Origin of the sequence: Streptomyces sp. NPDC101219, from assembly GCF_044767675.1 — a bacterium.
Classification (GTDB): domain Bacteria; phylum Actinomycetota; class Actinomycetes; order Streptomycetales; family Streptomycetaceae; genus Streptomyces.
In genome coordinates, this window is record NZ_JBIWOK010000004.1 from 433,140 (window position 1) to 445,410 (window position 12,271).

General features: G+C 73.8%; 8 protein-coding genes. 6 read left to right on the forward strand and 2 right to left on the reverse strand.

The window, feature by feature from the left end; translation table 11 throughout:
• Positions 1–202 precede the first annotated feature (202 nt).
• Positions 203–2,110 carry an ABC transporter ATP-binding protein gene (locus ACIRPP_RS10595; protein WP_403640107.1) on the reverse strand — a complete coding sequence of 636 codons (1,908 nt, stop codon included), beginning with the start codon at positions 2,108–2,110 and terminating at the stop codon, positions 203–205.
• Positions 2,111–2,552: 442 nt separating this feature from the next.
• On the opposite strand from ACIRPP_RS10595, the gene ACIRPP_RS10600 reads away from it, so the two are divergent.
• From ACIRPP_RS10600 to ACIRPP_RS10625, 6 genes are all read left to right on the forward strand, one after another.
• Positions 2,553–3,452 (forward strand): YbhN family protein, encoded by a 900-nt coding sequence (locus ACIRPP_RS10600; RefSeq protein WP_403640110.1) that lies wholly within the window; start codon positions 2,553–2,555, stop codon positions 3,450–3,452.
• A gap of 492 nt (positions 3,453–3,944) precedes the next feature.
• Positions 3,945–5,042: a mechanosensitive ion channel family protein gene (locus ACIRPP_RS10605; RefSeq protein ID WP_403639909.1), complete on the forward strand. Its 1,098-nt coding sequence runs from the start codon at positions 3,945–3,947 to the stop codon at positions 5,040–5,042.
• A gap of 146 nt (positions 5,043–5,188) precedes the next feature.
• Positions 5,189–7,411, forward strand: a complete 2,223-nt coding sequence (locus ACIRPP_RS10610; RefSeq protein ID WP_403639911.1) for an NADP-dependent isocitrate dehydrogenase — start codon at positions 5,189–5,191, stop codon at positions 7,409–7,411.
• A gap of 543 nt (positions 7,412–7,954) precedes the next feature.
• The gene (locus tag ACIRPP_RS10615; RefSeq protein WP_403639913.1) at positions 7,955–9,310 is read left to right on the forward strand and encodes a bifunctional o-acetylhomoserine/o-acetylserine sulfhydrylase; all 1,356 of its coding nucleotides are present in this window, start codon (positions 7,955–7,957) and stop codon (positions 9,308–9,310) included.
• Positions 9,307–10,467, forward strand: coding sequence for a homoserine O-acetyltransferase (locus ACIRPP_RS10620; RefSeq protein WP_403640113.1), 1,161 nt, complete (start codon positions 9,307–9,309; stop codon positions 10,465–10,467). Before ACIRPP_RS10615 ends, ACIRPP_RS10620 begins: the two co-directional genes overlap by 4 nt.
• Positions 10,468–10,563: 96 nt before the next feature.
• A complete protein-coding gene (locus ACIRPP_RS10625) occupies positions 10,564–11,364 on the forward strand; it encodes an N-formylglutamate amidohydrolase (protein WP_403639916.1) in 801 nt (266 codons plus the stop codon).
• A gap of 21 nt (positions 11,365–11,385) precedes the next feature.
• On the opposite strand, the gene ACIRPP_RS10630 is transcribed toward ACIRPP_RS10625, so the two are convergent.
• Complete coding sequence (locus tag ACIRPP_RS10630; protein ID WP_403639919.1) at positions 11,386–12,045, reverse strand: hypothetical protein; 660 nt, start codon at positions 12,043–12,045, stop codon at positions 11,386–11,388.
• Positions 12,046–12,271 lie beyond the last annotated feature (226 nt).

Here is a 12,271-nt window from a genome sequence, read left to right on the forward strand (position 1 = left end):
GGTGGGGGCGGGGGGGCCTGGGCTGCCACCCGGGGTTTTGGACCCCCCGGGGGGGCCCCTCGTGGGGTGGCCCGCCGGGGGGGGCCCCGGGCCCCCCCCCCCCCCCGGGGGGGGGGGGGGGGGCGGCGCCGTCGTCGTGGGGACCGCGGAGGGTGCGGCGCCCGGGCCTCACAGGGAGCGCGGGTGGTGTGACGCCCGGGCCTCACACCACCGCGGGGGCGTCCTCCTCCGCACGGCCCCCGGCGGAATCCTCGGAACGGGCGGCGAACTGAGTGCGGTACAGCTCCGCGTACCGTCCGCCCGCCTCCAGCAGCTCGTCGTGCGTGCCGCGCTCCACGATCCGGCCGGCCTCCAGCACCAGGATCAGGTCGGCCGCCCGGACGGTGGACAGCCGGTGCGCGATCACGATCGCCGTCCGGTCGGCCAGGGCCTCGGTGAGCGCCTCCTGGACGGCCGCCTCGGAGGTGTTGTCCAGGTGGGCGGTGGCCTCGTCGAGCACGACGACGCGCTGGCGGGCCAGCAGCAGCCGGGCGATCGTCATGCGCTGGCGTTCCCCGCCGGACAGGCGGTAGCCGCGTTCCCCGACGACCGTGTCCAGGCCGTCGGGCAGGGACCGGACCAGGTCCTCCAGGCGGGCCCGGCGCAGGGCGTCGAAGAGGTCGGTCTCGGACGCGCCGGGCCGGGCGAGCAGCAGGTTGGCGCGCACCGTGTCGTGGAAGAGGTGGCCGTCCTGGGTGACCATGCCGACGGTGGCGCGCAGCGAGGCCGCGGTCAGGTCCCGGACGTCGACCCCGCCGACGCGGACGGCGCCCGCGTCGGCGTCGTACAGGCGGGGCAGCAGCTGCGCGACGGTGGACTTGCCCGCGCCGGAGGAGCCGACGAGGGCGACGGTCCGGCCGGGCTCCGCGCGGAAGGAGACGCCGTGCAGCACCTCGGCGCCCCCGCGCGTGTCCAGGGCGGCGACCTCTTCCAGGGAGGCCAGGGAGACCTTGTCGGCGGACGGGTAGCCGAACCGGACGTCGTCGAACTCGACGGACACCGGACCGTCGGGCACCTCACGCGCCGTGGGCTTCTCCTCGATGAGCGGGCTCAGGTCCAGCACCTCGAAGACGCGCTCGAAGCTGACCAGCGCGCTCATCACCTCGACCCGCGCCCCGGCCAGTGAGGTCAGCGGCGCGTACAGCCGGGTCAGCAGCAGTGCCAGGGCGACGACCGCCCCGGGCTCCAGGGCGCCGCGCAGCGCGAACCAGCCGCCGAGGCCGTAGACCAGGGCCAGGGCGAGGGCGGAGACGAGGGTGAGGGCGGTGATGAACACCGTCTGGGCGGTGGCGGTGCGCACGCCGATGTCCCGTACCCGGCGGGCCCGTTCGGCGAACTGGGCCGACTCCTCCTCCGGGCGTCCGAAGAGCTTGACCAGGGTGGCTCCGGGGGCGGAGAAGCGCTCCGTCATCCGGGTGCCCATGGCCGCGTTGAGCGCGGCGGCCTCGCGCTGCATCCGGGCCATCCGGCTGCCCATCCGGCGGGCCGGGACCACGAACACCGGCAGCAGCACCAGAGCGAGCAGCGTGATCTGCCAGGACAGGGTGAGCATCACCGCGAGCGCCAGCACCAGGGTGACGACGTTGCCGACCACGGTGGACAGGGTGTTGCTGAAGGCCCGTTGGGCGCCGATGACGTCGTTGTTGAGACGGGAGACGAGGGCACCCGTACGCGTGCGTGTGAAGAACGCCACCGGCATCCGCTGCACATGGTCGAAGACGGCGGTGCGCAGGTCGAGGATGAGGCCCTCGCCCAGCGTCGCCGACAGCCGCCGGCCGAGGATGCCGAGGGCCGCCTCGGCCAGCGCGATCAGCGCGATCAGCAGGGCCAGCCGGACGACGGTGCTCTCGTCGCCGCCGGACACGATGGTGTCCACGACCCGGCCCGCCAGGACCGGGGTCGCCACGGCCAGCAGCGCCGTGGCCGTGCCCAGCAGGACGAAGAGGGTCATGCGGCGGCGGTGCGGGCGGGCGAACGCGCCGATGCGCCGCAGCGTCACCCGGGCGAAGGGGCGCCGTTCCTCCTGGGCGGTCATGACGCTGTGCAACTGTGTCCAGGCCGTTGTCTCCATGCTCATGGAAGGCACCGTAGGACCTCAAGCATCATTGAGGTCAACGCCCGTCCGCCGCCGCCCCGTCCGCCGGTTCCCCCGCCGCGCACGAACCTCCCCGTCCCGCTCCCCCTCCCCCGCGGTCCCTCTCCCCCGCTCCGCCGCTCGTCGCTCCCGTCCCCCTCCCCCGCGATCCCCCCTTCTCCGCCGCTCGCCGCTCCCGTCCCCCTCCCCCGCGATCCCTCCTTCTCCGCCGACTCGCCGCTCCCGTCCCCCTCCCCCGCGTCGCCGTGCTCCGCCCGCTCCGGCCGGCGCCGCCTCCCCGCGTGAAGCGAAGGTCCGTATGACGCTCTCCCAGCAGCTCCCCGCCCGTCAGCCGCCGTCCGGCCCGCCGCAACCCCCCGTTGGTGTGCGGCGGTCAGGCTCCCGGGACGTGACACGGACGATCCGCCGGGTGCTGTGTGTGCTGCCGCTGCTGCTCGTGACCGTGGTCGCGGTGCGGCACCGGTCCGTCCTCGCCGAGGGGTTCGCCCATCTGGGCCAGGCCCGCTGGCCGTGGCTGCTGGCGGCCGTCGGGGCGACCTGTCTGACCTGGCCGGCCGCCGCCTGCACCCGGCAGGGCGCCGTGCTCGAACGGCTGCCCGGACGGCGGCTGGTGGCCACCCAGTTCGCGGCCGGCGCGGCGAACCACCTGCTGCCGACCGGGCTGGGGGCGAGCGCGGTCAACCTGCGGTTCATGACGGTGTGCGGGCTGTCCGCGGCCCGCTCCTCGGCCGCCCTCGCGCTGTACCTGCTGGCCGAGTCGGCCGGCCGGGTGGCCCTGCTCGGCGTCCTGCTGCTCGCCTGCCCCGGCGCACTGCGCCTCGGCGAGCTGCTGCCCGACGGGGCGTTCGGCCCGCTGCTGTGGGCGGGCGCCGGGGTGCTGGTGCTCGCGGCGGGCGCGCTGGTGTGCGTACGGCGGCTGCGGACGGCCGCGTCGTCGTTCCTGCGGACGGCGCTGGGCGAGGCCCGGTCGGTGCACACCCGGCCCGCCCGGGCGCTGGCGCTGTGGGGCGGGGCGCTGGCCTTCCCCGCACTGCAGACGGCGGCGCTGGTGCTGGTGGCGCGGGCGCTGGCGCTGGACGTGCCGGTCGCGCACCTGGCGCTGGCGTATCTGGCGGCGACGGTCGCGGTCGCGCTGGTCCCCACGCCGGGCGGACTGGGGTCGGTGGAGGCGGCGCTCGTGGTGGCCCTGGTGGCGGTGGGCGGGCCCGCCGCGGTGGCAACGGCGGTGGTGCTGACCTTCCGGGTGATCACCGTGTGGCTGCCGCTGCTGCCGGGCGCGTTGACGCTCGGCGTGCTGGTGCGGTCGAAGGTGATCTGAGCCGCACGGGGTGGTCCCGGCCGGGTGGCACCGGCTGGGGCGGTCCCGGGCGGGCGGTCCCGGGCGGGCGGGGCGGCTGGGCAGTCCGACCGGAGGGGCCGGCCGGGCGCTCCCGGCCGAGGCGGTCCCGACCGGGCGGTCCAGGGCGGGCGGTCCCGGGCGGGGCGGCTGGGCAGTCCGACCGGAGGGGCCGGCCGGGCGGTCCGACCGGAGGGGCCGGGCGGGCGGTCCGGCCGGACGGGCCGGGCGGGCGGTCCGGCCGGACGGGCCGACCGGGTGGTCCGGCCGGGGCGGCTCGATCGCGCCGGGTTCGGTGCGAACTCCCCTTGCGGATACGGCAGGATGAGCGATCGTGCCGGTCGCGGGCCAGCCGTCCCGCACACCGCCACTCCCCACCGGACTCTCCGGGACCTCCCGGAATCCCGAACAGGTGAACAACGTGACACATCTTCATATACCGCCGTCGGCCCACGCGTTCGCCGGAGCGGTGCGGTGACCCGCGCCCTCACCGTCGACGACCTGCTGTACGCGGGCATCGCCCTGGCGGGCGGTCTGCTGGCGGCCTTCCTGCTGCGGCTGCTGCTGCGCCGGCTGGCGCGGCTCGCGGAGCGCACCACCTGGCGCGGGGACGACGTCCTCGTGGACGCGCTGCACATGATCGCGCCGTGGGCGGCCATCGCGGGCGGCGCCGCCTCCGCGGCGGCGGCCCTGCCGCTGACCCGCACCGTGCAGCACAGCGTCAACCAGGTGCTGACCCTGCTGGTGATCTTCGCCGCGACGGTGTCGGCCGCCCGCGTGGTGGCCGGGCTGGTGCGGTCGGTCACCCAGTCCCGCTCCGGGGTCGCCGGGTCGGCCACGATCTTCATGAACATCACCCGGATCCTGGTCCTGGCGATCGGCTTCCTGGTGGCCCTGCAGACCCTGGGCATCTCGATCGCGCCCCTGCTCACCGCCCTCGGCGTCGGCGGTCTGGCGGTCGCCCTCGCCCTGCAGGACACGCTCGCCAACCTGTTCGCGGGCATCCACATCCTCGCCTCCAAAACCGTGCAGCCCGGCGACTACATCCGGCTGAGCAGCGGTGAGGAGGGCTACGTGGAGGACATCAACTGGCGGCAGACGACCGTGCGGGAGCTGTCCAACAACCTGGTGGTCATCCCGAACGGTCAGCTCGCGAAGACGAACATGACCAACTACATGCGGCCCGAGCAGAAGCTGACCATCCTGGTGCAGGCCGGGGTGTCCTACGACAGCGACCTCGAACACGTCGAGCGGGTGACCAAGGAGGTCGTCGCCGAGGTGATGACCGAGATCACCGGCGCGGTGCCCGAGCACGACCCGGCGGTGCGCTTCCACACCTTCGGCGACTCACGGATCGGCTTCACGATCATCCTGGGCGTCGGCGAGTTCAGCGACCAGTACCGGATCAAGCACGAGTTCATCAAGCGCCTGCACCGGCGCTACCGCGAGGAGGGCATCCGCATCCCGTCCCCGGCGCGGACCGTGGCGATCCAGCAGGGCACGGTCATGATCCCGCAGCAGCGCGAGCCGGAGCACGCCCCCGACGACATGACGCTGACCAGGCCGGTCTGAGGCCCCGCCCGGACGGTCCCCGCCACGTCGGCCACGCCGCGTGGCGGGCGGTCGCCCGGGACGCGGCGCGGACCCCTGTCGAGTCCTGGGCGCTCACAAGATATCTTGATGTCGAGCAATGTTGCAGACGTGGAGCGGAGCACCCGGTGACTGACTCGACCATCATCTATACGCACACTGACGAGGCCCCGGCCCTCGCGACGTATTCCTTCCTGCCGGTGGTCCGGGCGTACGCCTCTCAGGCGGGTGTCGCCGTGGAGACGCGCGACATCTCGTTGGCCGGCCGCATCATCGCCGTCTTCCCGGAGTACCTGACCGAGGACCAGCGCATCCCGGACGCCCTGGCCGAGCTCGGTGAGCTGGCCAGGACGCCCGCCGCCAACATCATCAAGCTGCCCAACATCTCGGCGTCGATCCCGCAGCTCAAGGCCGCGATCGCCGAGCTGCAGGGCCAGGGCTACGCGCTGCCGGACTACCCGGACGACCCGAAGACGGACGAGGAGCGCGAGATCCGCGCCCGTTACGACAAGATCAAGGGTTCGGCCGTGAACCCGGTGCTGCGCGAGGGCAACTCCGACCGTCGCGCCCCGGCCTCGGTGAAGAACTACGCCAAGTCGCACCCGCACCGCATGGGCGCCTGGAGCTCCGACTCCAAGACCAATGTGGCGACCATGGGTGAGAACGACTTCCGCTCCACCGAGAAGTCGGCCGTCATCGCCGAGGACGGCGCCCTGCGCATCGAACTGGTCGGTGACGACGGCACGACCACCGTGCTGCGCGAGTCCGTGCCCGTCCTGAAGGACGAGGTCGTGGACGCCTCCGTGATGCGCGTCGCCGCGCTGCGCGAGTTCCTGACCGCGCAGGTCGCCCGCGCCAAGCAGGAGGGTGTGCTGTTCTCCGTGCACCTGAAGGCCACGATGATGAAGGTCTCCGACCCGATCGTCTTCGGCCACGTGGTGCGCGCCTTCTTCCCGAAGACGTTCGCGCAGTACGGCGAGAAGCTGGCCGCCGCGGGCCTCAGCCCGAACGACGGCCTCGGCGGCATCTACAAGGGCCTGGACGCCCTGCCGGAGGGCGCCGAGATCAAGGCGTCCTTCGACGCCGAGCTCGCCGAGGGCCCGGACCTGGCCATGGTCGACTCCGACAAGGGCATCACCAACCTGCACGTCCCCTCCGACGTGATCGTGGACGCCTCCATGCCGGCCATGATCCGCACCTCCGGCCACATGTGGGGCCCCGACGGCCAGGAGGCCGACACGCTGGCGGTCCTGCCGGACTCCAGCTACTCGGGCGTCTACCAGGTCGTGATCGACGACTGCCGCGCCAACGGCGCCTTCGACCCGTCCACGATGGGTTCCGTGCCCAACGTGGGTCTGATGGCGCAGAAGGCCGAGGAGTACGGCAGCCACGACAAGACGTTCGAGATCCCCACCACGGGCACCGTCCGCCTCGTCGACCGGGCCGGCAACGTGGTCCTGGAGCAGGCCGTCTCCACCGGTGACATCTTCCGTGCCTGCCAGACCAAGGACGCCCCGATCCGCGACTGGGTGAAGCTGGCCGTGACCCGCGCCCGCGCCACCGGTGACCCGGCGGTGTTCTGGCTGGACGAGGACCGCGCGCACGACGCCAACCTGATCGCCAAGGTCGAGCAGTACCTGACCGAGCACGACACCGAGGGCCTGGACCTCCGCATCCTGCCCCCCGTCGAGGCGACGAAGCTGTCGGTGGAGCGCATCCGCCGCGGCGAGAACACCATCTCCGTCACCGGCAACGTGCTGCGCGACTACCTGACCGACCTGTTCCCGATCCTGGAGCTGGGCACCAGCGCCAAGATGCTGTCGATCGTCCCGCTGATGGCGGGCGGCGGCCTGTTCGAGACCGGCGCGGGCGGCTCCGCCCCGAAGCACGTGCAGCAGCTGGTCAAGGAGAACTACCTGCGCTGGGACTCCCTCGGTGAGTTCTTCGCGCTGGTGCCGTCGCTGGAGCAGTACGCCACGACCACCGGCAACACCCGGGCCAAGGTCCTCGCCGACACCCTCGACCGCGCCACGGCGACCTTCCTCAACGAGGACAAGTCCCCGACCCGTCGCGTCGGCGGCATCGACAACCGCGGCAGCCACTTCTACCTGTCCCTGTACTGGGCGCAGGAGCTGGCCGCGCAGACCGACGACGCCGACCTGGCGAAGGCGTTCGCGCCGGTCGCCGAGACGCTCGCGGCGAACGAGCAGAAGATCGTCGACGAGCTGATCGCCGTCCAGGGCAAGCCGGCCGACATCGGCGGCTACTACCAGCCCGACCCGGTCAAGGCCGCCGCGGTGATGCGGCCGTCCGCCACCTGGAACGAGGTGCTGGCCTCCCTGAGCAGCTGACGCGGCCGGCTCCCCGCGAGCCCCGCGCACTCCGCCCCGGCCGGGCTTCCGGCCGGGGCGGAGCCGTGTCCGGGCACGGGCCGAGGACCGCAAGCCGCGAGCCGCGAGCCGCGAGCCGCCGCGGACAGCGGGCACGGGCCCCGGGTCACCCCGCACACGGGCCGCCACGGACACCAGGCACGGGCCACCCGGGAGACCGGGCGCGAGCCACCCCGGACACCGGGCACCAGCCGCCCCGGACAGCGGGACGGGCCGTCCGGAGGCCGGGCGCGCCGGGTCCGTGAACAGCTCATGAAGAGACCGCTCACCTAGTGAGATGGCGTCTCATTTTCGCTGCGCTCCTGCCTATCATCGGGCTCGTGACCTGCTGGCAACCCAGCCAGACACGTGTCACTCCACCGGCATGTCGCACCGGAAGCCGACAGCCGCGTCGGCACGTCGTCCCCCGGCACCCGGCCCGGGGAACACCCGGTGCGCCTCCGCACCGTTGGAACGTCCGCGGACCCCCGAGGCCACGCGTGGCCACTTCGCAGGAGGAGCACCATGAGCCAGTCCACCGAACCCGTCGGCACCGGTCACACCCCCGAGGCGACCGCCCCCGCCACCCCGGCCTGGTCCTTCGAGACCAAGCAGGTCCACTCGGGTGCGGAACCCGATCCCACGACCGGCGCCCGGGCCACACCGATCTACCAGACGTCCTCGTTCGCCTTCCGGGACACCCAGCACGCGGCCGACCTGTTCTCGCTGGCCGAGCCGGGCAACATCTACACCCGCATCCACAACCCCACCCAGGACGTCTTCGAGCAGCGCGTCGCCGCCCTGGAGGGCGGGGTGGCGGCGGTGGCGCTGGCCTCCGGGCAGGCCGCCCAGACGCTGGCGCTCCTGACCCTCGCCGGCACCGGCGACCACATCGTCTCGTCCGCCTCCCTCTACGGCGGCACCTACAACCTGTTCCGGCACACCCTGCCGAAGTTCGGCATCGAGGTCTCCTTCGTGGAGAACCCCGAGGACACCGAGGCCTGGCGGGCCGCGATCCGGCCGAACACCAAGGCGCTGTTTGCCGAGACGCTGGGCAACCCCCGGGGCAACGTCCTCGACGTGCGCGCCGTCGCCGACGTGGCGCACGCCGCCGGTGTGCCGCTGATCGCGGACAACACGGTGCCCACCCCCTACCTGCTGCGGCCGCTGGAGCACGGCGCGGACGTCGTGGTGCACTCGGCGACCAAGTTCCTCGGCGGGCACGGCACCACCATCGGCGGCGTCGTCGTGGACGGCGGCACCTTCGACTTCGGCGCGCACGCCGAGCGCTTCCCGGACTTCACAGAGCCCGACCCCAGCTACCACGGCCTGCGGTACTGGCCCGCGCTCGGGCCGGGCGCGTTCGCCGTGAAGCTGCGGGTGCAGCTGCTGCGCGACCTCGGGCCCGCGATCGCCCCGCACTCGGCGTTCCTGCTGCTCCAGGGCGTGGAGACGCTGAGCCTGCGCCTGGAGCGGCACTCGTCCAACGCGCTGGCGCTCGCTCAGTGGCTTGAGCAGCGCGACGAGGTCTCCGTCGTCCACTATCCGGGCCTGCCGTCCAGCCCCTGGTACGAGGCGGCGCAGAAGTACCTTCCGAACGGTGCGGGCGCCATCGTCTCCTTCGAGCTGCGGGACGGCGTCGAGGCGGGCAAGCGGTTCGTCGACGGGGTGGAGCTGTTCAGCCACCTCGCCAACATCGGCGACGTGCGCAGCCTGATCATCCACCCGGCGTCCACCACCCACAGCCAGCTCGACGAGGAGCAGCTGGAGGCGACCGGGACGAAGCCCGGCCTGGTGCGGCTGTCGGTCGGCATCGAGAACCTCGCCGACCTCAAGGCCGACCTGGAGGCCGGGTTCCGCGCGGCCAAGGAGGCCTCCTGAACACCCTCCTCCCCTCCGGGACCCAGGTCCCCCTCCCGCCACCGGCCACCGGGGCCTGGCAGGAGGGGGACCCGCCCGGCCGGCGCCAGTGGCATGCGCAGGACGAGGCGCTGCCGCTGGAGGCCGGCGGTGAACTGCCCGGCGTGCGGCTGGCGTTCGAGACGTGGGGCCGGCCGGCCCCGGACGGCTCCAACGCCGTGCTGGTGCTGCACGCGCTCACCGGCGACAGCCACGCGGCGGGACCCGCCGAGCCCGGCCATCCCACGGCGGGCTGGTGGGACGGCCTGATCGGACCCGGGCGGGCCCTCGACACCGACCGCTGGTTCGTCGTCGTCCCGAACGTCCTCGGCGGCTGCCAGGGCAGCACCGGGCCGGCCTCGCTGCGTCCCGGCGGCCGCCGCCGCTGGGGCGGGGCGTTCCCGTACCTGACGGTCCGAGACCAGGTCGATGCCGAGGCCCGGCTCGCCGACGCCCTCGGCATCGACCGGTGGGCGTTGGTGGTCGGCGGTTCCATGGGCGGCATGCGGGCCGTGGAGTGGGCGGCCTCGTACCCGGAGCGGGTGGAGTCACTGCTGCTGCTCGCCACGTCGGCGGCGGCGAGTGCCGAGCAGATCGCCTGGGCCTCGCTCCAGTTGCACGCCATCCGCAACGACCCGCACTGGCGTGGCGGCGACTACCACGACGCCGGTCCCGGCCGCGGCCCGCACGCCGGGCTGGGGCTCGCCCGCCGCATCGCGCACGTCACCTACCGCAGCGAGCCCGAGCTGGCCGCCCGGTTCGGCCGGGAGCCGCAGGGCACGGAGGACCCCCGGAAGGGCGGCCGCTACCAGGTCGAGTCGTATCTCGACCACCACGCCGCCAAGCTGGTCCGCCGGTTCGACGCGGGGAGCTACGCGGTGCTGACGGAGGCGATGAACGGCCACGACGTGGGCCGCGGCCGGGGCGGCGTCCGCGCCGCCCTGGGCCGGGTGACCGCGCGCACGCTGGTCGCGGGCCTCGACTCCGACCGCCTCTACCCGCCGGCCCAGCAGGCCGAGCTGGCGGCGCACATACCCGGTGCCGACCGCCTGAGGCTGCTGGAGTCGCCGTACGGGCACGACGGTTTCCTGCTGGAGACCGAGCAGGTCGGCGCGCTGGTGCGGGAGTTGCTGCCGTAGGCACTGCGGCGGCGGTCCGCGACGGGGGCGTTGTCGGTGGCGTGTGGCACCGTGGTCGTGCCGTGCAGAGCCGACGACGCCCCCTGGAGCAGCCCCATGACCGCCGACGTCCCGCCGCCGTTCGCGTTCCTCCCCGGCGACGCGGACTCCCCCGTGATCCTCCATGTGCCGCACTCCTCGCGGGAGATACCGGCCGACGTGCGCGCCGGGATCGTGCTGGACGACGCCGGCCTGGAGCGGGAGCTGGACCACATCACCGACGCCCACACGGCCGCGCTGGCCGAGGCGGCGGCCGGCCTCGCCGGGCGGAGGCCGTGGCGGTTCGTGAACGGGCTGTCCCGGCTGGTGGTCGACCCCGAGCGGTTCCCGGACGACCGGGAGGAGATGCTCGCCGTCGGCATGGGCGCCGTGTACACCCGGACCACGCACCGCGAGGCCCTCCGCCCCGACGGCTTCGACCCGGCCCCGCTGATCGAGCGGTACTTCCACCCCTACGCGCGGGCTATGACGGACGCTGTCGCGGACCGCCTCGCCGCGACCGGCCGCGCCGTCGTCATCGACGTGCACTCCTACCCCAGCGCACCGCTCCCCTACGAACTGCACGGCGACGGCCCGCGGCCGCCGGTCTGCCTGGGCACCGACCCCTTCCACACCCCGCCCGCCCTGCTCGCCGCGGCCCGTGAGGCATTCGCCCCGTGCGGGGAGACGGGCCTGGACAGCCCGTTCGCCGGGACATACGTGCCGCTGGAGTTCTTCGGGAAGCGGCCGGAGGTGTCGGCCCTGATGGTCGAGATCCGCCGCGACACCTACATGACGGAACCGGGCGGCCCCGCGGGCCCGGGCCTGCCCACCCTGGCGTCGGCCCTGGCCGCGCTGGTCGACGCGGTGTCCGGCTGACGGGTGGGGCGGCCGGCGGCCTCACTCGGCCCCGCGGCGAACGGCGCGCCGCTCCGCCGGGGCAGGCCGACTGGTGCCCCGGCCGTGCCGCCACGCTCGCACGGCATGACCCACGAGCAGCACGACGGCCACGGCCGAGAGCGCGCGGACCGAGGCGCAGACCGTCCCGACGATCCCGTCCTGCGCGTCGTCCACCCCCGCTGCGGGCCGCAGGGAGGCCTCGGTGAAGGCGATCAACGGGACGGTCAGGCGGAGCCCGAGCCCGCCCAGGCCGGGCCTGCGCGCGAGACTCCCGAGGAGCCCGACGGGCCCACCGAGCACGAAGGCCGCCGTGCCCCAGAACAGGGCCCGGGAGAGGAGACCGTCACCCGCGCCGGAGACGACCTGTCCGCCGGCCGGGACGACGGGGTTCAGGAACTTGGCCGTGTAGTACACGGCCACGCCCACGGCCAGTGCCGAGGACGCCAGCAGCGACGCCTCGATGCGTGACCGGCGTGAGAAGCCGGCCAGGAAGGCGAAGCACGCCCACGACCAGCCGACCGAGAAGACGACGCCCACGGTCCGGCAGACCGCGCTGTCGAAGGTGCTCGCGACGGGGCCGACGGCGCCCATGAGTGCGCCCGCCAGGAGAATCGCCGCGACAGGGGCGACACGGGAGCGCGGTAAGGGTGCGATGTCCATGACCTGATCATCGGCCCCCGCCGGTCCCGGACATGCCGGAGGGCCGGTTTCGGGGGTTCGAAACCGGCCCTCGGCCACGACTCCGACGAGTCGGGACGACAGGATGAGAACCTGCGACCCCTGGACGCCCAGTGGACGAAACACGCTCCAGCGGGGTCCGTGAGATCCAGGGCGAGCGGAAACGGCCAGGTCAGCGCCACAAATTCCAGGTCAGTCCGTGCAGTTC

Excerpts from the sequence above, each read along its gene's own strand:
- ACIRPP_RS10595 (WP_403640107.1), bottom strand. The coding sequence starts at position 2,110 with ATGGAGACAACGGCCTGGACACAGTTGCACAGCGTCATGACCGCCCAG.
- ACIRPP_RS10615 (WP_403639913.1), top strand. The coding sequence starts at position 7,955 with ATGAGCCAGTCCACCGAACCCGTCGGCACCGGTCACACCCCCGAGGCG.
- ACIRPP_RS10625 (WP_403639916.1), top strand. The coding sequence starts at position 10,564 with ATGACCGCCGACGTCCCGCCGCCGTTCGCGTTCCTCCCCGGCGACGCG.
- ACIRPP_RS10630 (WP_403639919.1), bottom strand. The coding sequence starts at position 12,045 with ATGGACATCGCACCCTTACCGCGCTCCCGTGTCGCCCCTGTCGCGGCG.